This window comes from Escherichia sp. E4736 (genome assembly GCF_005781225.1).
Taxonomy (GTDB): Bacteria; Pseudomonadota; Gammaproteobacteria; order Enterobacterales; family Enterobacteriaceae; genus Escherichia.
Map to the genome: position 1 here is coordinate 119,290 of NZ_VATT01000007.1, position 23,632 is coordinate 142,921.

Sequence of the window (23,632 nt, forward strand, 5' to 3'; positions counted from 1 at the left end):
GGGGCGGAAAATGGTGAATTATCCTGCTTTTACCGCAGTGATCATCACTTCAACCAGAATCTCCGGGCGGGCCATCTCAGCCTGCACGGCAGCACGTGCCGGGCTATATCCTTCTGGCATCCAGTTAACCCATACGTCGTTGAAATCGGCAAAATCGCGGCTGATATCTTTCAGCCATACCTGAGCGGACAAGAGATGAAATTTATCACTGCCCGCTTCAGCAAGTAATGCGTCGATTTTCTCCAGCACTTCGCGCGTTTGTTGCGCGATGTCAGGAGTATTGCTCTTCGGTGTCTGACCGGAGAGAAATACAAGATTGCCATATTCCACACTGGTGGCAAGACGAGGTTGTGGGTTATTACGTTTGATATTCAAGCTGATTGGCTCCATGTCAGTCCATCAAGGGAAATTGCGGGATCTTCGCCCGACAGCAGCGCGCCTAACACTACGGCACTACCTGCCGCCAGCGTAAAACCCAGACTGCCCTGACCAAGATTCATCCACAGATTTTGATACTTCGCCCGTCCTAATAGTGGCGGACCCGCAGGGGTGGATGGACGCATACCTGTCCATAATTCGGCATCATCGATGCCTTGCAGTTGCGGAAAACTGTTAGCTACGATCTGCTTTAAGGCATTGATTCGTTCAGGGCGCAATTCATTTCCGTCATAGCCAATATCGACCATAGCGGCGATACGCAACCGCTCACCGAGTCGGGCATAGACAATTTTATGACCGTAGTCGGTGACACTGATTTGCGGTGCGATCCCCATTTCTTGTGGGAAGGGAAGTGTCAGACTGTAACCTTTAAGACCGCAGATCGGTACGTGAGTCCCGGTTTCGGCAAGTAAATGCTTACTACCATTACCCGCGGCAACGACATAATCATCCGCAACCAGCGTTCCTGTACTGGTGGTAAGGGAGTCAATGCGCTCGCCTTTTTTATTCAACTGCAAAACTTCACAATCGGTTTGTAGCGAAAAATTTGCGCTGGCATTAAGTTTGGCAAGTAATGCCTGGCAGAACTTATAGCAGTCCGCCGTTTCATCGCCGGGAGAGTAAATACCGCCACACAATGAATGACCAATATGTTTTAGTGCTGGTTCAAGATGAACGCACTCTTCGCGTGATAAAGCCTGTTGAAATTGCGGATTAATGCCTTTTGCCGCTTTGGCTAAATCTTGCGGGCGGCGATGAATAATCAGTTTGCCAGAACGGCGCCAGTGAAAATCATCAAGATTATCTTCCAGCAGCCACTTTTCCATGACCTGACGGCTTAACAGTGATAAGCGTAAAATATGGTCGCCATTGAGTTTATTTGTCCGGCTATTGCAGGCCAATAAAAATTCCAGCAACCAGCGCCACTGGCTAAATGACATGCGCAAACGCATATTCAGGGGAGAGTTGCTTTTCCCCATCCATTTAAGCCCCTGCATCGGTACGCCTTTATCCGCCAGAGGAGCAACGTAGCGATAACTGAGTTGCCCAGCATTAGCGAAACTGGTGGCGATACCTGCCTGACTGTTGCGTTCTAACAATTGTACCTGATGGCCCTGTTTTACCAGCACCCATGCTGTTGCCAGACCAATTACCCCGCCGCCAATAATTACAATGCGTTTTTTCATCACCTGAGATATCCACCGCTAATAAATGCGTTGGGGTTATGTCAAAGCATTTAGGCCTGAGGAGCAATTGACTTTTTATTTTCAGGGTATAACTCAAGGTTAATGGCTCGCAGCTGGAGACGTAATTGCTGACAAAGGAAATCGACAAATTTTTGTGTAATAGGGCTAAGTGAAACGTCGGCACGGCGTAGCAAACAAAGATCAATTTTCATTGGGGGTTCGATGGGGTGAATCGTCTCTGCCGGGAGGTTATGACGGGCAGAGAAAATATCGGTAATACTGCATCCCATTCCGCGTTTTACAAATTCCGTGGCCATGTAATAGGTCTGGACATTCAGGCGCGTTGTCAAAAAATCACGTCGTTTAGCTATTGCATCGGAAAGGGAATGAGGGCCGGGAGAAATCCAGCGTTGTTGGTCAATCTTGTCTATTTCTACTGCGCCCTGGCGATAGTCCCGGTCGATATAAACCAGCGGAACTTCGGCTATCAGCGTCGTCATAATTTCCCCCTGTTGAATCGGCTGTAGCGTCAGGGCCAGATCAATCTCACGCAGATCAAGCTTTTTAACCAACGTTTCAGTGTGCTCTGTCGTCAGTGTCATGACCAGATTCGCATTCTGCTGGTAAAACGCCGTGACTATTTCCGGCACCAGACTTAATCCCAGGCTTGGCAGGCATCCCAGGGCTATTCTGGCTCGCGGATCTCGCGTCAGGTTATCGGCCAGCAGTCGCAGGTTGTCGAGTTCGTGATAAATCGACTGCGCTTTTTCAAAAAGTGTGATCGCTTCGCTGGTTGGAAGAAGCTTGCCACGAACTCGCTGAAAGAGCTGAAAACCGAGTTTTTGCTCAGCGTTTTTTAACGCTTTACTGGCGGCCGGTTGGGAAATATTCAGCGATTCCGCTGCCCGTGAAAGTGTCCCGCATGTCATCACAGCATAGAAGATTTCCAGGTGGCGCAGTTTCATTAAGAGTTAACCCAGAGTTATAGACGATAGATAAAAAGTCATTTCATGGTAACACCAAGTTAACATAAATTTAATCTGTAACGCCTGTTCTGGTAACAAAGCGTTATTTGCCCACCTAAAGGGGTTAATTACGAACTCAGAATAATACCTGTAGTACCCGGACAAACCCTCAGTGCATTTTGCTAACAATAATAACGAGGGGGGATATTTTCTGAGCTGTCCAAATACATCGGCTGATATTGAAAGTCGATTCGATGGGGTTAAGGAGTTATATGAGTGACTCAATGCTCGCTGGTGGTTTACTAACCAGACAAAATATCACCAAAAAGAATGTCATTATTGGTTTGTTATTGATTGCATTTTTACTGATAGCGTTCTGGTGCCAGGGGCGTCCAGGTAATGAACTCGGACTGCTTGGTTTTACACCACTGGTGGCGTTAGCGGTGCTCTCGTTGATAGGCGTCGATATTGTTCTGGCGGTTATTTCATCGATTATTATTGCGATGATAATGACTTCCACCGGCTTACCTGAAATGGGTGCCATGCTGGCAAAATCGACGGGATCGTTTATCGCCACTGTTGGTTTGATCATTATGCTTGGCGCAGGCGTAGGTGAAGTGGCAACACGTACCGGAGCCGCCGTTGAACTGGTCAAATTTGTGGTGCATCGTATCGGGCTTTCCAGCCAGACACGGGTCAAATTTGGCATCGTTGTCTCATCCATTCTTATCTGTGGCGCGCTGGGTACTATGGCAGGCGGTAATGCCATTATTGTTGCGGTGATTATTCCCGTGGCGGCGGCAGTACGGCTGACACCGCCTACAGTGGCTGCACTGATGATGACGGCGGGGTCAGTGGGATTGTTTACCGGGCCATTTACTCCCAGTACCGTGACGATTTTACAACTCGGCGGCCTGACTTATCCGCAATACCTGATGTACGTCGGGCTGCCAATGAGCGCCGTGACGTTATTTGCTGGCTGGATAATGGCCGGGCGAATTCAGAAGATGACGGAAGGAAAATTACACTACGAAGTGGATCTCTCAGAGAAAACTCAGGAAGAAGAGGATCCTGCCCGCGATCGTCGTCGCAAACTCAGCGCCCTGGCATTTGCTGCAACCATTATTGTGATGGCGGTTATTGGCGTAGTGATAAAAGCAGGTTTTAGTTTTGCCATTATCGTTATGCTGTTGGTGGCGTTGATCACCGGGCTGGTGGGGGGATTAAGCCCAACCGGGATCCTGCAAGCCCTGTATAAAGGGTGTGGCAGACTGGTGTGGATGTTTCTGCTCTACTGGCTGTATAACCCGATTCTGGAGCTTATGGATAGCCTGCAGGCGTATCAGGGATTGCTCGAATACACACAACCACTGTTAACCGGGATATCTCCGGCATGGCTTTGCTTCTGTATTTTTGCCTTTAACATTATCGGTCATGTGCCAGGTGCTGCTGTTGCTCAGATGACCTTCACGCATAAAATATTTGGTCCGATGTTGATGGCTGCGGGAGTGCCGCCACAGGGTACAACGGCAGTATTATTAGCCTCATCGCAAGTGGACTGGTTTGGGCCTTTCCCTTCATCGGATATGTTCGGTCAAATGGGGCTGGCACAATCTACTCACCTGAAATATATGCTTTATAACGGTTGGGCCATTGTCATTGCCAATATCATTCTTTTTGCCTTGCTGTTTCAGGTATTAGTTTAACGATACAAACCAGGCGATAGCGCGACTACTGTCCGTTATCGCCTGACGGTTTCCCGCCTCGTCATCTGCTAAATTGCGAACCTGTTCCCGGAAAAATGCCATATTTCTGTCACACTCTTAATTGATTGATAACTAAAGAGGTGATGGGAATGAAAAAAACGCTAATCGCTGCGGCCGTGGCTGGAATGGTTTTACTCTCTTCGAATGCGCAGGCACAGATCATGCCGGAAGGCTATCAGCTACAGCAAGTGCTACTCATGAGCCGTCATAATTTACGTGCGCCATTGGCAAATAATGGCAGTGTGCTTGAGCAGTCGACGCCGAATAAATGGCCGGAGTGGGATGTTCCTGGTGGACAACTCACGACCAAAGGCGGCGTGCTGGAAGTGTATATGGGCCATTACATGCGTGAGTGGCTGGCAGAGCAGGGAATAGTGAAAACGGGTGAATGCCCGCCGCCGGACACCGTTTATGCCTATGCCAATAGTTTGCAACGCACTGTCGCCACTGCGCAGTTCTTTATTACCGGCGCATTCCCAGGGTGTGATATTCCTGTTCATCACCAGGAAAAAATGGGCACTATGGACCCAACCTTTAACCCGGTGATCACCGATGATTCCGCCGCATTCAGTGAGCAGGCGGTGGCGGCAATGGAAAAAGAGCTTAGTAAACTTCAGCTTACCGACAGCTACCAGCTACTGGAAAAAATCGTTAACTATAAAGATTCTCCTGCCTGCAAAGAGAAACAGCAGTGCTCGTTGGTGGACGGTAAAAATACCTTTAGCGCGAAGTATCAACAAGAACCAGGCGTTTCCGGGCCGCTAAAAGTGGGCAACTCGCTGGTGGACGCGTTCACCCTGCAATACTACGAAGGTTTCCCGATGGATCAGGTGGCCTGGGGGGAGATCAAATCAGATCAACAATGGAAAGTGTTGTCGAAACTGAAAAACGGCTACCAGGATAGCCTGTTTACTTCACCGGAAGTGGCGCGCAATGTCGCGAAACCGCTGGTCAGTTATATCGACAAAGCCCTGGTTACCGATCGTGCCAGTGCGCCGAAAATCACAGTGCTGGTTGGGCACGACTCAAACATTGCCTCTCTGTTAACGGCGCTGGATTTCAAACCGTATCAACTGCATGACCAGAACGAACGCACGCCGATTGGCGGCAAAATCGTTTTCCAGCGTTGGCATGACAGCAAAGCCAACCGCGACCTGATGAAAATCGAGTATGTGTACCAGAGTTCGGAACAGTTGCGTAATGCCGACGCGTTAACGTTGCAGGCTCCGGCTCAACGCGTGACGCTTGAACTTACCGGCTGCCCGATAGATGCCAACGGTTTTTGCCCGATGGATAAGTTTGATAGCGTGTTGAATGAAGCGGTGAAATAACAGAAAGCTCCCCCGCGAGAAGCGGGGAATATGAGACTGATGACAAACGTGAGATTGCCTGATGCGCTACGCTTATCAGGCCTACCCGAGAATTGCACTATATCGAATTTGCACGATCGCGTAGGCCGGATAAGGCGTTCACGCCGCATCCGGCATGAACAAAGCGCACGTTGTCAACAATTTGAAAGCTCCCCCGCGAGAAGCGGGGGAATATGAGACTGATGACAAACGTGAGATTGCCTGATGCGCTACGCTTATCAGGCCTACCCGAGAATTGCACTATATCGAATTTGCACGATCATGTAGGCCGGATAAGGCGTTCACGCCGCATCCGGCATGAACAAAGCGCACTTTGTCAACAATTTGAAAGCTCCCCCGCGAGAAGCGGGGGAATTGCTGATTAAACGTTTTTACGTTCGATGGTCTGTTCGCCCCAAAAAAGCGAATCTTTATCGGTCTTAGCAAAGGCTTTGACTAACACTTCATCGCTACCTTCTTCCCAAATCTTTTCCGCCATTTTTTCGTCATACCCGGCGACTTCAAAAATGGCCTCGGCTATTTCCGGCGACGTATTGCGCAGAGATGCCCATTCACCCACGTGATGAGCTTTCGCTTCTTGAGTTGGCATGCGTATCCTCCTGTTGAAGATTAGCCGTTAAGTTTAACTGCCAGACCAGCGACATATTCCCCCTGATAACGTGCGATAGACAACTCTTCCTGGCTGGGTTGGCGTGAACCGTCACCGCCTGCAATGGTGGTTGCGCCGTACGGCGTTCCGCCGCGAACCTGCGAGACGTCAAAAAGTTCCTGCGCTGCGTAGCCAATAGGGACAATCACCATGCCGTGGTGCGCAAGTGTCGTCCAGGTGGATGTGATGGTTTGTTCCTGACCGCCGCCGGTGCCGGTAGAGCTAAAGACGCTCGCCAGTTTTCCGTACAATGCGCCAGAAGCCCACAGGCCGCCAGTCTGGTCGAGGAAGGTACGCATTTGCCCGGACATATTGCCAAAGCGGGTTGGCGTACCAAAAATAATGGCGTCGTAATCGGCCAGTTCTTGCGGAGTTGCAACGGGTGCAGTTTGCGTTTTACCGCCTGCTTTTTCGAATAATTGCGGCTGCATGGTTTCCGGTACACGCTTAACAACAACTTCTGCGCCATCGACTTTGCTTGCGCCTTCAGCGACTGCGCGCGCCATCGTTTCGATATGTCCGTACATGGAATAATAAAGCACCAGAACTTTAGCCATTTCTAACCACTCCTCGTGTTATCTCTATTCCGTAGCGATTCGCTACCACTCTTTTAAAGATAAGACGTCCTTTTCAGAGTGCAAATTTCACAACCACTTATTTGATTTATAACAACTTTCACAAGCGCGTAAATTTGTCGCAAAATGATACATTTTTATCCCATAGCGTTTTTTTAATCATAAGAGAGGCTTATGGATAATTATTGGAAATGATATCTATTCTCGCTCAGAACCTGTTGCAGGATATTACCAAACGCGGGTCCACCCGCGTCAGTTCACTAAGCTTAGTCCCACGTAGCGAAAATATGGCACCGCCATACGCCGCGTTAATCTTATGCAATGCAATATGATGTCTACATCAAGACGGAGGTCAGTAATGGCAAACCATCGAGGCGGTTCAGGTAATTTTGCAGAAGACCGCGAAAGAGCATCAGAAGCAGGTAAAAAAGGTGGACAGCACAGCGGGGGTAATTTCAAAAATGACCCGCAGCGCGCATCTGAAGCAGGTAAAAAAGGTGGCAAGAGCAGTCACGGCAAAAGCGACAACTAGCCGGGCTAATCAATGACGAATGCATTTTTGTCTCTAGCTCGTCAAAAAGCCATCACCGCCGGTTACCCCGGCGGTTGATACTGATGACAAATGTAAGCTTGCCTGATGCGCGATGCTTATCAGGCCTACCAGAAGATTGCAATATATTGAATTTGCACTGTTTTGTAGGCCGGATAAGGCGTTTACGTCGCATCCGGCATGAACAATGCGTACGTTGTCAACAATCTGCACCGCCGGGTAATCCCGGCGGTTTTCTGTTTATGGCTCCTGATGAACAACTTCTGGCGGTGGAACGTCAACCAACTTTCTGCTTAACAACGCATTGAGTAAAATCGCGCCAAAAGTTGCTGTACCGATCCCTCCCAACGTAAAACCGCCCAGCGCGATGCTGATATTCGGGTTAATCCCCTGACCGTTAAAGCCCGTTGCGGCAATCACCACGCCAACAAAAGCCGCGCTGGAACCGAGATAACTGGGGACGTGTCCGCCAGTAATAAAGAAAAACAATAACGTGAAAGTCAGACGGGGCGCTGCATCCTGCATATCCTTTTCAGCCGCGTAATGGCTTGTTGGCAAAGCGGATGCCAGTTTTTAAAAATTCAATGTTATTAATGTATTAATGTTTGGTTGTTGAAAATGACTGGTAAAAAGTGGACTAAACGGTCAAAACAGTTGCACATAAAACATGCGTTCGTGCGCGATGAGAGTGCAGAAGGTCGAGGCCAGACGGGGGTTTTGCTATCCTGTTGCTAATCTACAAGAGGGGAGAGCGCATGACGCAAGGCGCAGTGAAAACAACGGGTAAACGTTCGCGCGCAGTGAGCGCGAAGAAAAAAGCGATTCTTAGCGCGGCACTGGACACTTTTTCGCAATTCGGTTTTCACGGCACAAGGCTGGAGCAAATTGCAGAGTTGGCGGGCGTTTCTAAAACCAATCTGCTGTATTACTTCCCGTCGAAAGAGGCACTGTATATTGCCGTGCTGCGGCAAATTCTCGATATCTGGTTGGCGCCGTTAAAGGCGTTTCGTGAAGATTTCGCCCCGCTGGCGGCGATCAAAGAGTACATTCGTCTGAAGCTGGAAGTCTCCCGCGATTATCCGCAGGCTTCGCGCCTGTTCTGTATGGAGATGCTGGCAGGTGCGCCGCTGTTAATGGATGAACTGACGGGCGATTTGAAGGCGTTAATTGATGAGAAATCAGCGCTGATTGCAGGCTGGGTCAAGAGTGGCAAACTCGCGCCGATTGACCCGCAGCATTTGATTTTTATGATCTGGGCTTCCACTCAACATTACGCCGATTTTGCCCCTCAGGTGGAGGCGGTGACAGGCGCGACGTTGCGCGATGAGGTATTTTTCAATCAAACGGTTGAAAACGTGCAGCGGATTATTATTGAGGGGATTCGACCACGTTAAAGATGCCGGAGGAGGTTGTAACATCCTCCGGCTACCTGTTTAACCTATAGTCATTAAGCTGGCGTTACCGCCAGCGGCAGCGGTATTCACACTCAGCGAACGCTCGATATACAGCCGTTCCAGCAGGATATTGCTTTCGCCACGGGCAAAACCCTGCACCGAAACAATTGCGCCATCCCGCGCGGCAACTGCTTCACACAATGCGCGAAGCTGATCCGAATCACCGTGGAAGATCACCGCATCAAACGGTTGAGCGGTTATATTTTCCGCTTTCGCCAGTTGAATACGTTCGCTGACTGCCGATGGCAATGCCTTCACTAACTGACGATGCAGCGCGTCATCCGGCCACAGTACCTGGCTGCCCACCGCCAGCACGGCGGCAAGCTGAGTCAGCGCATCCTGTTCATCATCCGCGATACACAATACGCGCTCACGCGGCAGCAGCGTCCAGGTGTTGCGTTCACCCGTCGGCCCTGGCAGCAATCGTTGTGTTCCTGCCTGCGCCAGCTCGCCATATTGCGTACATAACGCCTGCAATTCTGGACGGTTTGCCGCCCATTCCCGCAGTGCATTCAGCGGCTGAGTCAATGCGGTTTTCAACTGGGCATCGACCGGATACTCTGCATCCTGACGCGCGAGCGTCACCGCCAGCGCGCTTTCCGGGCGATTCGCCAGCAGACGGTAGAGATAGAGCGGACCGCCAGCTTTCGGCCCGGTGCCGGACAACCCTTCGCCGCCGAACGGTTGCACCCCAACCACCGCGCCCACCATATTACGGTTAACGTACAGGTTGCCGACATGGGCCGAGCCAGTGACCTGGGCGATGGTTTCATCAATACGCGTATGGACGCCAAGCGTCAGGCCATAGCCGGAAGCGTTAATCTGCTCGATCAGTTCCGGCAGCTGGTTACGGTTATAACGCACCACATGCAGCACCGGTCCAAAGACCTCTTTTTGCAATTCGGCAAAGTCATCCAGTTCGATAAGCGTCGGGGCGACAAAGGTGCCGCTTTGCCATTCACGGGCATCTTCACTGTCTTCCCGAACAGCCTGGAACACCGGACGGCCTTTGCTACGCATGGTCTGAATATGACGCTCGATATTGGCTTTCGCTTCGCTATCAATCACCGGACCGATATCCGTGGTCAGGCGACCCGGATTACCCATCCGGCATTCGGCCATTGCGCCGCGCAGCATTTTCAACGTGTGGTCGGCAATCTCATCTTGCAGGCACAGCACGCGCAGTGCCGAACAACGCTGACCCGCACTGTCGAAGGCCGAGGCCAGCACATCTATTACTACTTGTTCGGTCAGGGCGGAGGAATCGACAATCATCGCGTTCATGCCGCCGGTTTCAGCGATGAGCGGAATAGGGCGCCCCTGAGCGTCCAGGCGGCTGGCGATATTGCGTTGCAGTAACGTAGCGACTTCGGTTGAACCGGTAAACATCACCCCGCGCACGCGATTATCACCCGTCAGTTGCGCACCCACGGTTTCCCCCTGACCTGGCAGCAATTGCACTACGCCTGGCGGTACACCCGCTTCCAGCAAAATGGCGATCCCTTGCGCAGCAATCAGCGGCGTTTGTTCTGCCGGTTTTGCCAGTACGCTGTTACCTGCCGCCAGTGCGGCAGCAATCTGCCCGGTGAAAATAGCCAGCGGGAAGTTCCACGGACTGATACACACCACAGGCCCTAATGGACGGTGGGTTTCGTTAGCGAAATCATCCCGCACCTGTCCGGCGTAGTAGTGGAGAAAATCAACCGCTTCGCGCACTTCGGCAATGGCGTTACTGAAGGTTTTTCCGGCTTCACGCACCAGAATACCAATCAGTTGCTGCATCTGGCTTTCCATCAGCACGGCAGCGCGATGCAAAATCGCCGCGCGTTCAGCCGGAGGAGTGGCAAACCAGATTGGCGCCTTATTAACCGCACTTTCCAGCGCCTGTTCCACTTCACGCGGCGTGGCTTCACGCACATAGCCCACAATATCTTTCGGTTCCGCCGGGTTAATAACGGGCGACATCTCACCCGCCGCTACCGGTTGTTCCAGCATTGGCAAGGCCTGCCATTTTTGCAGTGCACTATTGAGCAGGGCAGAAGAGAGCGAGGCCAGACGGTGTTCGTTAGCGAGATCCAGCCCTGCCGAGTTGTCGCGCCCATGACCGTAAAGATCGCGCGGCAGGGGAATTTTCGGATGCGGTAATCCAGTTTGCCCTTCCTGTTGCGCCAATTTTTCTACCGCAGTGACCGGATCGGCGACCAGTTCATCCAGTGGCAAAGAGGTGTCGGCAATACGGTTAACAAACGAGGTGTTAGCACCGTTTTCCAGCAGGCGGCGCACCAGATACGCCAACAGCGTTTCATGTGTGCCAACCGGAGCATAAATACGACACGGACGGTTAAGTTTGCCGTCGGCAACTTTCCCGGTGACCTGCTCATACAGTGGCTCGCCCATACCGTGCAGGCACTGGAACTCGTACTGACCCGGGTAGTAGTTTTGACCCGCCAGTTGATAAATTGCCGCCAGCGTATGGGCGTTGTGCGTCGCGAACTGCGGGTAGATTAAATTCGGCACCGCCAGCAGCTTTTTCGCACAGGCGAGATAAGAAACGTCGGTATACACCTTGCGGGTATAAACCGGATAACCTTCAAGGCCGTCCATCTGCGCACGCTTGATTTCACTATCCCAGTACGCGCCTTTCACCAGGCGAATCATCAGACGACGACGGCTGCGGGTTGCGAGATCAATCAGGTAGTCAATCACCAGCGGGCAGCGTTTTTGATAAGCTTGAATAACAAAACCGATACCGTTCCAGCCTGCCAGTTCTGGCTCGAAACAGAGTTTTTCCAGCAGATCGAGGGAGATCTCCAGACGGTCGGCCTCTTCGGCATCAATGTTAATACCAATATCGTATTGACGCGCCAGCAGGGTTAATGATTTCAGACGCGGGTACAGCTCTTCCATTACCCGGTCATACTGGGCGCGGCTGTAGCGCGGATGCAGCGCCGACAGCTTGATTGAAATGCCCGGACCTTCATAGATGCCACGACCATTGGATGCTTTACCAATGGCGTGAATCGCCTGCTGATAGGAAACCATATACGCTTGCGCGTCCGCGGCAGTCAGCGCGGCTTCGCCCAGCATATCGTAAGAGTAACGGAAACCTTTCTCTTCCAGCTTGCGGGCATTGGCTAACGCTTCCGCAATAGTCTCTCCAGTGACGAACTGCTCGCCCATCAGGCGCATCGCCATATCCACACCTTTGCGGATCAGCGGTTCACCGCTTTTACCGATAATGCGATTCAGCGAGCGGGAGAGGCTGGCTTCGTTATGGGTGGAAACCAGTTTGCCGGTAAACAGCAGCCCCCAGGTGGCGGCATTAACAAACAAAGACGGGCTACGACCAATGTGTGACTGCCAGTTACCGTTGCTGATTTTGTCGCGAATTAACGCATCACGGGTGGCTTTGTCGGGAATACGCAACAACGCTTCCGCTAAACACATCAGCGCCACGCCTTCCTGCGATGACAGCGAAAACTCCTGCAATAACCCCTGAACCATACCTGCGCGACCACTGGCGTTTTTTTGATTACGCAGTTTATCGGCCAGTTGATACGCCAGTTTGTGCGCCTGTTCGGCAACTGGCTGCGGCAGGCGCGCTTGTTCCAGCAGCATAGAAACCGCTTCGGTTTCCGGACGGCGATAGGCCGCGGTGATAGCGGCGCGGGAAACCGACTGGGGCAAAATTTGCTCGGCAAAGTCGAGGAAAGGCTGGTGTGGTTCCTCTGCCGGATTCGGCGCTTCATCGCTCTCATTAGCCGCGCCAGAAAGCAGCGCAGGCAGCTCCGGCAAGGTATCGCTATTTTCCAGTTGTTCAAGATAAGAAAAAATCGCCTGCTTAATTAACCAGTGCGGTGTGCGATCGATACGTGTCGCGGCAGACTTAATACGCTCACGCGTCGCGTCGTCCAGCTTAACCCCCATGGTGGTGGTTCCCATGCCATTGCTCCTGTTGTTCTGAAAAGTGCAACTTAACGTTATCGTGAAATATCTATTATGTTGCAACTTTGTGCAACCACGTTAAATGTGACTTACGTAGCAAGCTTAAAAATGAATGAAATGTTAATAAAAGAAATCGATATGACAGGGATTAAAAAAGTAATGCAGACTTTTTCTCCGCGGCAGTTAACATTTTTGAAAGGTGCAACCGCGAAAAATGTGAGGAAGTGCAACCTGATGAAAAATAGTATCGCTGGGCAATAAAATTTGATGTAAATGATGTGTTAAATCGATTGTGAATAACCAGCACTTCCGGCAGGATACGGTCGCCCTGGTAAAACATAAACTCTGTTACCCCGTTCCGGTGGCAGATATAACGGCAAGTTGCGACATTGCCGATAATAATTTTTGGAGACTTTAGATGGCTATTAGCACACCGATGTTGGTGACATTTTGTGTCTATATCTTTGGCATGATATTGATTGGGTTTATCGCCTGGCGATCAACCAAAAACTTTGACGACTATATTCTGGGCGGTCGTAGCCTTGGGCCATTCGTGACGGCATTATCGGCGGGTGCGTCGGATATGAGCGGCTGGCTGTTAATGGGGTTGCCGGGCGCAGTCTTTCTTTCCGGGATTTCCGAAAGCTGGATCGCCATCGGCCTGACATTAGGCGCGTGGATCAACTGGAAGCTGGTGGCCGGGCGGTTGCGTGTTCATACCGAATACAATAATAACGCCTTAACTCTGCCGGATTATTTCACCGGGCGCTTTGAAGATAAAAGCCGCATTTTGCGCATTATCTCCGCGCTGGTTATTTTGCTGTTCTTCACCATTTATTGCGCTTCGGGCATTGTGGCAGGCGCGCGCCTGTTTGAAAGCACCTTCGGCATGAGCTATGAAACGGCTCTGTGGGCGGGAGCTGCGGCGACGATCCTTTACACCTTTATTGGCGGTTTCCTCGCGGTGAGCTGGACTGACACTGTACAGGCCAGCCTGATGATTTTTGCCCTGATCCTGACGCCTGTAATTGTCATTATCAGCGTTGGCGGCTTTGGCGACTCGCTGGAAGTGATCAAACAAAAGAGCATTGAAAACGTCGATATGCTCAAAGGACTGAACTTTATCGCCATTATCTCGCTGATGGGCTGGGGTCTGGGGTACTTCGGGCAGCCGCACATTCTGGCGCGTTTTATGGCAGCAGATTCTCACCACAGCATTGTCCATGCGCGTCGTATCAGTATGACCTGGATGATCCTCTGCCTGGCAGGGGCGGTGGCTGTTGGCTTCTTTGGGATTGCTTACTTTAACGATCATCCGGCGTTGGCGGGTGCGGTAAATCAGAACGCCGAGCGCGTGTTTATCGAACTGGCGCAAATTCTGTTTAACCCGTGGATTGCCGGGATTTTGCTGTCGGCGATTCTGGCGGCGGTGATGTCAACCTTAAGCTGCCAGCTGCTGGTATGTTCCAGTGCGATTACCGAAGATTTATACAAAGCGTTTCTGCGTAAACATGCCAGCCAGAAAGAGCTGGTGTGGGTAGGGCGTGTGATGGTGCTGGTGGTGGCGCTGGTGGCGATTGCGCTGGCGGCAAACCCGGAAAACCGCGTACTGGGCTTAGTGAGCTACGCGTGGGCAGGCTTTGGCGCGGCGTTTGGTCCGGTGGTGCTGTTCTCGGTGATGTGGTCACGCATGACGCGCAACGGTGCGCTGGCGGGGATGATCATCGGTGCGCTGACGGTTATCGTCTGGAAACAGTTCGGCTGGCTGGGTCTGTACGAAATTATTCCGGGCTTTATCTTTGGTAGCATTGGAATTGTGGTGTTCAGTTTGCTGGGTAAAGCGCCGTCAGCGGCGATGCAAAAACGCTTTGCCGAGGCCGATGCGCACTATCATTCAGCGCCGCCGTCACGGTTGCAGGAAAGCTAAGGGACTTAGCCTGCGGCGGTTTTGTTTGGCTTCAGCAGCGTGTTGCGCAGCATTAAAATAGTTGTGTGGTTCTTGCCGGATAAGGCGCTTACGCGGCATCTGGCAAGAACACATGGCTCGTTGTAAACAATCCCATCTTTCTACCCTGGAATAATCGTTTATATCCCGGGCATTACCTCTCTTTGTTTACATTCCAACATCATTTTATAAACATTCCGCTTGTATTTTTCTTCACCGTAATGATAATCGCTATCACTGCGATTTACTTTTCTTTGCATAGATTGACTCAGAAAAACGTTTAAGGGTGGTGGCATGTTTGTTCCGTTTCTCATTATGTTGCGCGAAGGACTTGAAGCCGCGCTGATTGTCAGTTTGATTGCCAGCTATCTTAAGCGTACCCAGCGAGGCCGGTGGATTGGTGTCATGTGGATTGGCGTGTTGCTTGCCGCTGCGTTGTGCCTGGGCTTGGGGATCTTCATTAATGAAACCACCGGCGAATTTCCGCAAAAAGAACAGGAACTGTTTGAAGGTATCGTGGCGGTGATCGCCGTGGTGATCCTTACCTGGATGGTTTTCTGGATGCGCAAAGTGTCGCGCAACGTCAAAGTGCAACTGGAACAGGCAGTCGATAGCGCATTGCAGCGTGGAAATCATCATGGCTGGGCGCTGGTGATGATGGTCTTTTTTGCCGTAGCAAGGGAGGGGCTGGAGTCGGTCTTTTTCCTGCTGGCGGCATTTCAACAAGATGTCGGGATTTGGCCGCCGCTGGGTGCAATGCTCGGTCTTGCTACTGCCGTGGTGCTCGGCTTCCTGCTCTACTGGGGCGGTATTCGTCTTAATCTCGGCGCATTTTTCAAATGGACCAGCCTGTTTATTCTCTTCGTCGCCGCAGGGCTGGCAGCTGGTGCCATTCGCGCATTTCATGAAGCTGGCCTGTGGAACCACTTTCAGGAAATCGCCTTCGATATGAGCGCGGTGCTCTCAACTCACTCGCTATTCGGCACGCTAATGGAAGGGATTTTTGGCTATCAGGAAGCGCCGAGCGTCAGCGAAGTCGCCGTCTGGTTTATTTATCTCATCCCGGCGCTGGTGGCATTTGCTCTGCCACCACGTGCAGGGGCGACAGCGTCTCGCTCCGCATAACGAATACGACGCAAACTCTTGCTTAGTTACAACATACTTTAAAGGGATAGTCTCGTCATGACCATTAACTTCCGCCGTAACGCATTGCAGTTGAGCGTGGCTGCGCTGTTTTCTTCTGCTTTTATGGCTAACGCCGCTGATGTGCCGCAGGTCAAAGTGACCGTGACGGATAAGCAGTGCGAACCGATGTCCATTACGGTTAACGCCGGGAAAACGCAATTTATCATTCAGAACCACAGCCAGAAGGCGCTGGAGTGGGAGATCCTTAAAGGCGTAATGGTAGTGGAAGAGCGGGAAAATATCGCCCCTGGCTTTAGCCAGAAAATGACGGCGAATTTACAGCCTGGCGAATACGATATGACCTGCGGTCTGCTGACTAACCCGAAAGGGAAGTTGATCGTCAAAGGCGAGGCAACGGCGGATGCGGCGCAAAGTGATGCGCTGTTAAGTCTTGGTGGTGCAATTACTGCATATAAAGCGTATGTCATGGCAGAAACCACGCAGCTGGTGACCGACACTAAAGCCTTTACCGACGCGATTAAAGCAGGCGATATCGAAAAAGCGAAAGCACTGTATGCGCCGACGCGTCAGCACTATGAGCGCATCGAACCGATTGCTGAACTGTTCTCCGATCTGGATGGCAGCATTGACGCCCGTGAAGATGATTACGAGCAAAAAGCCGCCGATCCAAAATTCACCGGTTTCCACCGTCTGGAAAAAGCATTGTTTGGCGACAACACCACCAAAGGGATGGATACGTACGCTGACCAGCTTTATACCGATGTGGTCGATTTGCAAAAACGCATCAGTGAACTGGCTTTCCCACCTTCAAAAGTGGTCGGCGGCGCAGCCGGACTGATTGAGGAAGTGGCAGCCAGCAAAATCAGCGGTGAAGAAGATCGCTACAGCCACACCGATCTGTGGGACTTCCAGGCTAACGTTGAAGGCTCGCAGAAAATTGTCGATCTGCTGCGTCCACAACTGCAAAAAGCCAACCCGGAGCTGCTGGCAAAAGTCGATGCTAACTTCAAAAAGGTCGATACCATTCTGGCGAAATACCGTACCAAAGACGGTTTTGAAACCTACGACAAGCTGACCGACGCCGACCGTAACGCGCTGAAAGGGCCGATTACTGCGCTGGCGGAAGATCTGGCGCAACTTCGCGGTGTGCTGGGGCTGGACTAAGCGTTATGCAGTATGAAGATGAAAACGGCGTGAATGGACTGTCACGCCGACGTTTATTGAAAGGGATTGGTGCGCTGGCGCTGGCGGGAAGTTGTCCGGTCGCTCATGCACAAAAAACGCAAAGTGCGCCGGGTACGCTTTCACCGGATGCACGTAATGAGAAACAGCCGTTTTACGGTGAGCATCAGGCAGGGATCCTGACGCCACAACAGGCCGCAATGATGCTGGTGGCGTTTGATGTGCTTGCCAGCGATAAAGCCGATCTTGAACGATTGTTTCGCTTGTTGACTCAGCGTTTTGCTTTTCTGACTAAGGGCGGAGCGGCACCAGAAACACCAAATCCGCGCCTGCCACCACTCGATTCCGGCATTCTTGGCGACTACATTGCGCCCGATAATCTCACCATCACGTTATCGGTGGGCCACTCATTGTTTGATGAACGGTTTGGGCTTGCGCCGCAGATGCCGAAAAAGTTGCAGAAGATGACGCGTTTCCCCAACGACTCGCTTGATGCGGCGTTATGTCATGGTGATGTGTTGCTACAAATTTGCGCCAACACCCAGGACACGGTGATCCATGCGCTGCGCGATATCATCAAACACACGCCGGATTTGCTCAGTGTGCGCTGGAAGCGGGAAGGGTTTATTTCCGATCACGCGGCGCGTAGTAAAGGCAAAGAGACGCCGATAAATTTGCTGGGCTTTAAAGACGGCACTGCCAATCCCGACAGCCAGAATGATAAGTTGATGCAAAAAGTGGTATGGGTGACGGCAGATCAGCAGGAGCCTGCGTGGACAATCGGTGGCAGCTATCAGGCAGTACGCTTGATTCAGTTTCGAGTGGAATTTTGGGACAGAACGCCGCTGAAAGAACAGCAGACGATTTTTGGCCGTGATAAGCAAACCGGCGCACCGCTGGGAATGCAGCATGAGCATGATGTTCCCGATTACGCCAGCGACCCGGAAGGGAAGGTGATTGCGTTGGACAGCCATATCCGGCTGGCGAATCCCCGCACGGCGGAGAGTGAGTCCAGCCTGATGCTGCGTCGTGGCTACAGTTATTCGTTGGGCGTCACCAACTCCGGACAACTGGATATGGGGTTGCTGTTTGTCTGCTACCAACACGATCTGGAAAAAGGCTTCCTGACAGTACAAAAAAGGCTCAATGGCGAAGCGCTGGAGGAATACGTTAAACCAATCGGCGGCGGTTATTTTTTTGCGCTGCCGGGAGTGAAGGACGCGAACGATTATCTGGGAAGGGCGCTATTGCAGGTTTGAACGACGCAAATATGCCCGATGCGCAGGTTTATCGGGCATGAGTTTTGTGCACAAATTATTAATCACTTGTAGGTCGGGTAAGGCGTTCGCGCCGAATCCGGCAAACACGAGGCACATTTTACCAGCCCTGCGAATCCTGCTGAAAGCACACAGCTTTTTCCATCACTGTCATCACTCTGTCATCTTTCCAGTAGAAACTAATGTCACCGAAATGGGTGTTTATCGTTAAATGCAAGTAAAAATATTGTTGCAATGAATGCGAAAACTGTTGTACTTATTAAGTAACAGCGGTAGTTCCCGGCAGTGATAGTCAGTCACTATGGAGATCGCGGATGGTAACGTCCTGCACTGGACATGTTTTTGACAATCAACGCTCGACCAAACGCGGAGATTTCTCCTCCGGTAGCAACTTCGTCACTCTGTATTTTTACTCACTTCCTCCCTTTTCTTGTGTTACCGACGCCGCAAACGGTGTGCGTAGCCGTTTTTCGGCATTTTATCCAAAAGCAAACTATGGCTTACAAGGAAGCCAACCCTCTGATGTTCGTGCGCATAATCGCGCTGCCAACGGCGCGTGTGATGAATACAAACAACTCAAGGTGCTCTCCATGGGAAGACAAAAAGCAGTGATCAAAGCTCGTCGCGAGGCAAAACGTGTGCTGAGACGGGATTCGCGCAGCCATAAGCAGCGTGAAGAAGAATCGGTCACCTCGCTTGTGCAGATGAGCGGCGTAGAAGCCATTGGTATGGCTCGCGACAGTCGCGATACCTCGCCCATCCTCGCGCGAAATGAAGCGCAATTGCACTATCTGAAGGCTATTGAGAGTAAGCAGCTGATATTCGCCACGGGCGAAGCCGGGTGCGGAAAAACCTGGATCAGTGCGGCAAAAGCGGCTGAGGCCCTGATACATAAGGATGTCGACAGGATCATCGTCACCCGTCCAGTTTTGCAAGCCGATGAAGATCTTGGCTTCTTACCTGGGGATATCGCAGAAAAGTTTGCTCCCTATTTTCGTCCGGTCTATGACGTGCTGGTCCGGCGCCTGGGGGCTTCCTTTATGCAGTATTGCCTGCGACCGGAAATAGGGAAGGTGGAAATCGCGCCGTTCGCCTATATGCGTGGACGTACCTTTGAAAATGCAGTTGTCATTCTTGACGAGGCGCAGAATGTGACTGCCGCGCAAATGAAAATGTTTTTAACCCGCCTCGGGGAAAACGTAACGGTTATCGTCAATGGTGATATCACGCAATGCGATCTGCCTCGCGGCGTGCGCTCCGGATTAAGTGATGCGCTGGAACGTTTCGAAGAAGATGAAATGGTCGGGATCGTCCGGTTCGGCAAAAATGATTGCGTACGTTCGGCACTTTGCCAACGTACGCTACATGCCTATAGTTAAGCGCATTACAAACGCAGAGCCCGGGCTAACCGGGCTTTGTTTTTGCTGTTTATGCCCGGAGTGCAAATTTATCTAAAACCACCTACAGCCGGTTTAGTTGCAATGCAGGATAGCTATTTTAAATAATAAAGTCTGTTCTCAATATATTCATTCAGTTTTGTCAGCTCTTCTGCGATTTTTTCCTTGTTCAATTCATTGTTGTCAGTCATGGTTAATAAAATCAATTCCTTTGATTTTTTTGATAAAATTCCAGGGTGGAAATTTATGCTGTTATACATTTCATGAAGAATGTTGAGCAATTCGCTATTAAAAAGTCAATATTACCCATGTTGTCGATTTGAGGATTGTTGTCTTGAAAATTTTTTATGATTTTACATATTTTTATAATGAAATAAAACTCAATGTTTCTCTGGGTTTGTTCTTCTGGTGTGAAAATTGGAAAGTCATATTGTTCACATATTGTATCATAATCATCAAACTTATCATTTTCAATTGACCATAATTTTCTCTTTTCTATTTTATCCTTTGTTGATTTTATCTCTGAAAACATTCTTTTTATTATCAATAAAATGATGGCCGTGACAAATAAAATAATTACGCCAATATGTGTGGAGTAATAAAAAAGTAACATGATAAATGAAATTACTGGTAGTGCTAATGAAGTAATAATCAATAAATTACCGACTTTACTATATGAGTGTAGCTCAAAAATGAATTCCCTTTCGTCACTTGCGAATATGTAAAATAATGAGAAGCCTGTGTTCAGTAATGTTGATATTGCGAAACCTAACGTAGCCCACCATAGCGGAAAACTATTGGAGATATTAACAGGGGGTACACTAAAAAGCCCAATAAAAAAGGTAAAGCAGGCTCCAGTAAGAATTGAGTGAAAATATGAAAACCATTTTATACTCTCCCCTGTATGATACCCTTTTTTATATGCACGCCAGGCAATCCTCTTTGTATTATACATGGTTATATCCTTAAATTGATTTACTATGAAAACTATACTGATTGATATTAATGCATGCGCAAGATTATTATTAATATCGTATATAATTTACTGCCTCATCGCCCGAATCAATGCCATATCAGTTTGTGCATTAGATTAGTTGATAAATAAATGATTATGAACAAAAGCATTTATCTGGTAATAGATTTAGCCTACTACCAGATAAACAATCAGTTATTGTGGCGAATAATTTGGTAAAACTCGGCAGGTATGTTGGGGCCAAAACTCAGCGCATATTGATAACAAACATCTGTCCACTGATGGTTTTTGTAAAAAGCAAGAATAACTTGTTTTACCATTTGGTATTCAATATCGAGTTCATCTTTTAAGTCGTTTTCAAATTCATACCATTTTAATTTTTCATTGTTGCTTAATTTTTCATCGTATTTTTCAAATATATCATGTGTACGATTAATGTTTTTTTCATTCCAATCCATTGAAATAGTTAATGACTCCACAGGATGATTATGGTAATCGATTATGTCACCAAGGATACTTATATGGTATTTCAATTTTTCAATTTCTTTTGAAATTTCAGTTAAGTTCATGCTTTATCCTCCATTTTAGAATTTGTAGAATTCATCGCAGATATGACATCTTGAGTCTTGGTTTGTAGATCATGAACATATGCGAGTCTGGAGTGCCTGAATGCCAACCTGTTTCGTAAGAGTTAAGATTTATTTTGCTTCAACAAGAAGCAGGTGAGTATCAGCATCAGGATCTTTTGTATCAAGAGTTCCTAAAGCAATATCGGAAACTCTTTTGTCTTGTGCTCGCTTCAGAAGAGCATAGTCATGCTGTCTGTTATTAAAGGATACTCCCATCCATTTACCCGCAATAGTTAGAATTGAATCACTTTGTACATTTATATTCAGCTTTTGCTTTGGTAAATAATAAATGTTATTTCGGTATTATCTAATGCAAAAATGATTTTGCAAAACAAGGTATCGCTTACCGCATCCTTTCTGAACGCAACAGGAGACTATGTTGGGAAATTCCTCGTCGCCCTGCGGGCAGCCCGTTCACTGCGTTCGCGGTCTGTCCAACTGGCTGCCGCAGTTGTCGAACCCGGGTCCGGGCTTCTCACCCCGCCAGGACGGGTCACATGCGAAAAAAAAGCCCGTACTTTCGTACGAGCTCTTCTCAGAATATGGCGGTGAGGCGGGGATTGACTCGCTTCGCTCGCCCTGCGGGCAGCCCGCTCACTACGTTCGCGGTCTGTCCAACTGGCTGTCGCCAGTTGTCGAACCCGGTCCGGGATTCTCATCCCCGCCAGGTTGTGCAATATGCGAAAAAAAAGCCCGTACTTTCGTACGAGCTCTTCTTTAAATATGGCGGTGAGGCGGGGATTGACTCGCTTCGCTCGCCCTGCGGGCAGCCCGCTCACTACGTTCGCGGTCTGTCCAACTGGCTGTCGCCAGTTGTCGAACCCGGTCCGGGCTTCTCATCCCCGCCAGGTTGTGCAACATGCGAAAAAAAAGCCCGTACTTTCGTACGAGCTCTTCTTTAAATATGGCGGTGAGGCGGGGATTCGAACCCCGGATACGTTGCCGTATACACACTTTCCAGGCGTGCTCCTTCAGCCACTCGGACACCTCACCAAATTGTTGTTCCTGTCTTGCTGGAACGGGCGCTAATTTAGGGAAATAGTCGCCTCGGGTCAACAAACTTTTTTAAAAAAAAGTGCGTTTATTCAAACTTCAATCAATTTGCGGCTTAAATAAGCAAGTTTCGCTTTTTTTGCCACCGACAGCAGATTTGCTATTCTGATGTTCCTTGCAGATCATAACAATAAGCGCGAATAAATTCCGCTCAACTCTTTTCGGGAGCCAATATGGATATCATCTTTTATCACCCAACCTTTGACTCAAAATGGTGGATTGAGGCGCTGAGTAAAGCGATACCTCATGCCAGGGTCAGAGCCTGGAAAAACGGAGATAACCAGGGCGCGGATTATGCGTTAGTCTGGCATCCTCCAGTTGAAATGCTGGCAGGACGCGATCTTAAAGCTGTGTTTGCACTAGGCGCCGGTGTGGATTCTATATTGAGTAAACTACAGGCACACCCTGAAATGCTTAAACCCTCCATTCCGCTTTTCCGCCTGGAAGATACCGGTATGGGCGAGCAAATGCAGGAATATGCTGTCAGCCAGGTGCTACATTGGTTCCGACGTTTTGACGATTATCGAATCCAGCAAAATGCTTCACACTGGCAACCGCTGCCTGAATATCATCGGGAAGATTTTACAATTGGCATCCTGGGCGCTGGCGTGTTGGGCAGTAAAGTCGCACAGAGTCTACAAACATGGCGCTTTCCGCTGCGTTGCTGGAGTCGCAGTCGTAAATCCTGGCCAGATGTACAAAGCTTTGCTGGAGGCGAAGAGCTGAAGGCATTTCTGAGTCAATGCCGGGTACTGATTAATCTGTTACCGAATACGCCCGAAACCGTCGGCATTATTAATCAACAATTATTCAATCAATTACCGGATGGCGCGTATCTTCTCAATCTGGCGCGTGGCGTCCATGTGGTGGAAGATGACCTGCTCGCGGCGCTGGAAAGTGGCAAGATTAAAGGAGCAATGCTGGATGTTTTTAATCGTGAACCTTTACCGCCGGAAAGCCCGCTCTGGCAACATCCACGCGTCACGATAACGCCACATGTGGCAGCTATTACTCGCCCCGTCGAAGCAGTGGAGTATATTTCGCGCACCATTTCCCAGCTAGAAAGAGGTGAGGCTGTCAGCGGGCAAGTCGACCGAGTTCGAGGCTACTAATAAAGCGCCAGGATTCCTG

General features: G+C 49.9%; 18 protein-coding genes, 1 tRNA gene and 1 pseudogene. 10 read left to right on the top strand and 10 right to left on the bottom strand.

Going from position 1 to position 23,632, the window contains the following annotated elements; genetic code table 11:
- Positions 1-18: 18 nt before the first annotated feature.
- Genes FEK46_RS05175 through FEK46_RS05185 form a run of 3 tightly spaced genes read right to left on the bottom strand, consistent with a single transcriptional unit; the run spans position 19 to position 2,590 of the window.
- Positions 19-375 (bottom strand): RidA family protein, encoded by a 357-nt coding sequence (locus FEK46_RS05175; RefSeq protein ID WP_135559669.1) that lies wholly within the window; start codon positions 373-375, stop codon positions 19-21.
- Positions 372-1,625 carry a D-amino acid dehydrogenase gene (locus FEK46_RS05180; protein ID WP_135559668.1) on the bottom strand — a complete coding sequence of 418 codons (1,254 nt, stop codon included), beginning with the start codon at positions 1,623-1,625 and terminating at the stop codon, positions 372-374. Before FEK46_RS05180 ends, FEK46_RS05175 begins: the two co-directional genes overlap by 4 nt.
- A 50-nt stretch (positions 1,626-1,675) precedes the next feature.
- Positions 1,676-2,590, bottom strand: coding sequence for a LysR family transcriptional regulator (locus tag FEK46_RS05185; protein WP_135492174.1), 915 nt, complete (start codon positions 2,588-2,590; stop codon positions 1,676-1,678).
- A 272-nt stretch (positions 2,591-2,862) separates the two neighbouring features.
- On the opposite strand from FEK46_RS05185, the gene FEK46_RS05190 reads away from it, so the two are divergent.
- Positions 2,863-4,296 (top strand): gluconate:proton symporter, encoded by a 1,434-nt coding sequence (locus FEK46_RS05190; RefSeq protein ID WP_130205434.1) that lies wholly within the window; start codon positions 2,863-2,865, stop codon positions 4,294-4,296.
- A gap of 149 nt (positions 4,297-4,445) precedes the next feature.
- Positions 4,446-5,687: a bifunctional glucose-1-phosphatase/inositol phosphatase gene (gene agp / locus FEK46_RS05195; protein ID WP_135559667.1), complete on the top strand. Its 1,242-nt coding sequence runs from the start codon at positions 4,446-4,448 to the stop codon at positions 5,685-5,687.
- A 400-nt stretch (positions 5,688-6,087) separates the two neighbouring features.
- On the opposite strand, the gene FEK46_RS05200 is transcribed toward agp, so the two are convergent.
- Together FEK46_RS05200 and wrbA are read right to left on the bottom strand one after the other, a co-directional pair.
- Positions 6,088-6,315 (bottom strand): YccJ family protein, encoded by a 228-nt coding sequence (locus tag FEK46_RS05200; protein ID WP_001143120.1) that lies wholly within the window; start codon positions 6,313-6,315, stop codon positions 6,088-6,090.
- Positions 6,316-6,335: 20 nt separating this feature from the next.
- Positions 6,336-6,932, bottom strand: a complete 597-nt coding sequence (gene wrbA, locus FEK46_RS05205; protein ID WP_001151442.1) for an NAD(P)H:quinone oxidoreductase — start codon at positions 6,930-6,932, stop codon at positions 6,336-6,338.
- 376 nt (positions 6,933-7,308) lie between these two features.
- On the opposite strand from wrbA, the gene FEK46_RS05210 reads away from it, so the two are divergent.
- Positions 7,309-7,482: a general stress protein gene (locus FEK46_RS05210; RefSeq protein WP_001273658.1), complete on the top strand. Its 174-nt coding sequence runs from the start codon at positions 7,309-7,311 to the stop codon at positions 7,480-7,482.
- Between the two features lie 258 nt (positions 7,483-7,740).
- Here the strand turns inward: FEK46_RS05210 and FEK46_RS23640 are convergent.
- Positions 7,741-7,995 (bottom strand): annotated as a pseudogene (locus FEK46_RS23640) (solute carrier family 23 protein); the annotation flags it as partial.
- Positions 7,996-8,255: 260 nt separating this feature from the next.
- Between FEK46_RS23640 and rutR the strand changes: the two are divergent.
- Complete coding sequence (rutR, locus tag FEK46_RS05220) at positions 8,256-8,894, top strand: HTH-type transcriptional regulator RutR (protein WP_000191701.1); 639 nt, start codon at positions 8,256-8,258, stop codon at positions 8,892-8,894.
- A gap of 39 nt (positions 8,895-8,933) precedes the next feature.
- On the opposite strand, the gene putA is transcribed toward rutR, so the two are convergent.
- Positions 8,934-12,896 (bottom strand): trifunctional transcriptional regulator/proline dehydrogenase/L-glutamate gamma-semialdehyde dehydrogenase, encoded by a 3,963-nt coding sequence (gene putA / locus FEK46_RS05225; protein ID WP_135559666.1) that lies wholly within the window; start codon positions 12,894-12,896, stop codon positions 8,934-8,936.
- 421 nt (positions 12,897-13,317) lie between these two features.
- Here putA and putP point away from each other — a divergent pair, with 421 nt between their 5' ends.
- The 5 genes from putP (at position 13,318) to phoH (ending at position 19,828) form a co-directional block, all read left to right on the top strand.
- The gene (gene putP, locus FEK46_RS05230) at positions 13,318-14,826 is read left to right on the top strand and encodes a sodium/proline symporter PutP (protein ID WP_135559665.1); all 1,509 of its coding nucleotides are present in this window, start codon (positions 13,318-13,320) and stop codon (positions 14,824-14,826) included.
- A gap of 312 nt (positions 14,827-15,138) precedes the next feature.
- Complete coding sequence (gene efeU / locus FEK46_RS05235) at positions 15,139-15,969, top strand: iron uptake transporter permease EfeU (protein WP_000497942.1); 831 nt, start codon at positions 15,139-15,141, stop codon at positions 15,967-15,969.
- A gap of 57 nt (positions 15,970-16,026) precedes the next feature.
- Positions 16,027-17,154, top strand: coding sequence for an iron uptake system protein EfeO (efeO, locus tag FEK46_RS05240; RefSeq protein WP_130205442.1), 1,128 nt, complete (start codon positions 16,027-16,029; stop codon positions 17,152-17,154).
- Positions 17,155-17,159: 5 nt separating this feature from the next.
- A complete protein-coding gene (gene efeB, locus FEK46_RS05245; protein ID WP_135559664.1) occupies positions 17,160-18,431 on the top strand; it encodes an iron uptake transporter deferrochelatase/peroxidase subunit in 1,272 nt (423 codons plus the stop codon).
- Between the two features lie 608 nt (positions 18,432-19,039).
- Complete coding sequence (gene phoH / locus FEK46_RS05250; protein ID WP_167852394.1) at positions 19,040-19,828, top strand: phosphate starvation-inducible protein PhoH; 789 nt, start codon at positions 19,040-19,042, stop codon at positions 19,826-19,828.
- A 262-nt stretch (positions 19,829-20,090) separates the two neighbouring features.
- On the opposite strand, the gene FEK46_RS05255 is transcribed toward phoH, so the two are convergent.
- From FEK46_RS05255 to FEK46_RS05275, 3 genes are all read right to left on the bottom strand, one after another.
- Positions 20,091-20,801, bottom strand: a complete 711-nt coding sequence (locus tag FEK46_RS05255; protein WP_135559663.1) for a hypothetical protein — start codon at positions 20,799-20,801, stop codon at positions 20,091-20,093.
- A gap of 209 nt (positions 20,802-21,010) precedes the next feature.
- Positions 21,011-21,388, bottom strand: a complete 378-nt coding sequence (locus tag FEK46_RS05260) for a DUF1878 family protein (RefSeq protein ID WP_130205450.1) — start codon at positions 21,386-21,388, stop codon at positions 21,011-21,013.
- 965 nt (positions 21,389-22,353) lie between these two features.
- Positions 22,354-22,441 (bottom strand) — tRNA-Ser (locus FEK46_RS05275).
- A 233-nt stretch (positions 22,442-22,674) separates the two neighbouring features.
- On the opposite strand from FEK46_RS05275, the gene ghrA reads away from it, so the two are divergent.
- Positions 22,675-23,613: a glyoxylate/hydroxypyruvate reductase GhrA gene (gene ghrA / locus FEK46_RS05280; protein ID WP_130205454.1), complete on the top strand. Its 939-nt coding sequence runs from the start codon at positions 22,675-22,677 to the stop codon at positions 23,611-23,613.
- The last annotated feature ends 19 nt before the right edge of the window (positions 23,614-23,632 follow it).

What these genes read in the sequence shown, in the direction of transcription:
- rutR (WP_000191701.1), top strand. Translation starts at nt 8,256, where the DNA reads ATGACGCAAGGCGCAGTGAAAACAACGGGTAAACGTTCGCGCGCAGTG.
- agp (WP_135559667.1), top strand. Translation starts at nt 4,446, where the DNA reads ATGAAAAAAACGCTAATCGCTGCGGCCGTGGCTGGAATGGTTTTACTC.
- wrbA (WP_001151442.1), bottom strand. Translation starts at nt 6,932, where the DNA reads ATGGCTAAAGTTCTGGTGCTTTATTATTCCATGTACGGACATATCGAA.
- FEK46_RS05255 (WP_135559663.1), bottom strand. Translation starts at nt 20,801, where the DNA reads ATGTATAATACAAAGAGGATTGCCTGGCGTGCATATAAAAAAGGGTAT.
- FEK46_RS05180 (WP_135559668.1), bottom strand. Translation starts at nt 1,625, where the DNA reads ATGAAAAAACGCATTGTAATTATTGGCGGCGGGGTAATTGGTCTGGCA.
- FEK46_RS05185 (WP_135492174.1), bottom strand. Translation starts at nt 2,590, where the DNA reads ATGAAACTGCGCCACCTGGAAATCTTCTATGCTGTGATGACATGCGGG.
- ghrA (WP_130205454.1), top strand. Translation starts at nt 22,675, where the DNA reads ATGGATATCATCTTTTATCACCCAACCTTTGACTCAAAATGGTGGATT.
- FEK46_RS05210 (WP_001273658.1), top strand. Translation starts at nt 7,309, where the DNA reads ATGGCAAACCATCGAGGCGGTTCAGGTAATTTTGCAGAAGACCGCGAA.
- efeO (WP_130205442.1), top strand. Translation starts at nt 16,027, where the DNA reads ATGACCATTAACTTCCGCCGTAACGCATTGCAGTTGAGCGTGGCTGCG.
- efeB (WP_135559664.1), top strand. Translation starts at nt 17,160, where the DNA reads ATGCAGTATGAAGATGAAAACGGCGTGAATGGACTGTCACGCCGACGT.
- FEK46_RS05200 (WP_001143120.1), bottom strand. Translation starts at nt 6,315, where the DNA reads ATGCCAACTCAAGAAGCGAAAGCTCATCACGTGGGTGAATGGGCATCT.
- phoH (WP_167852394.1), top strand. Translation starts at nt 19,040, where the DNA reads ATGGGAAGACAAAAAGCAGTGATCAAAGCTCGTCGCGAGGCAAAACGT.
- efeU (WP_000497942.1), top strand. Translation starts at nt 15,139, where the DNA reads ATGTTTGTTCCGTTTCTCATTATGTTGCGCGAAGGACTTGAAGCCGCG.
- putP (WP_135559665.1), top strand. Translation starts at nt 13,318, where the DNA reads ATGGCTATTAGCACACCGATGTTGGTGACATTTTGTGTCTATATCTTT.
- putA (WP_135559666.1), bottom strand. Translation starts at nt 12,896, where the DNA reads ATGGGAACCACCACCATGGGGGTTAAGCTGGACGACGCGACGCGTGAG.
- FEK46_RS05190 (WP_130205434.1), top strand. Translation starts at nt 2,863, where the DNA reads ATGAGTGACTCAATGCTCGCTGGTGGTTTACTAACCAGACAAAATATC.
- FEK46_RS05260 (WP_130205450.1), bottom strand. Translation starts at nt 21,388, where the DNA reads ATGAACTTAACTGAAATTTCAAAAGAAATTGAAAAATTGAAATACCAT.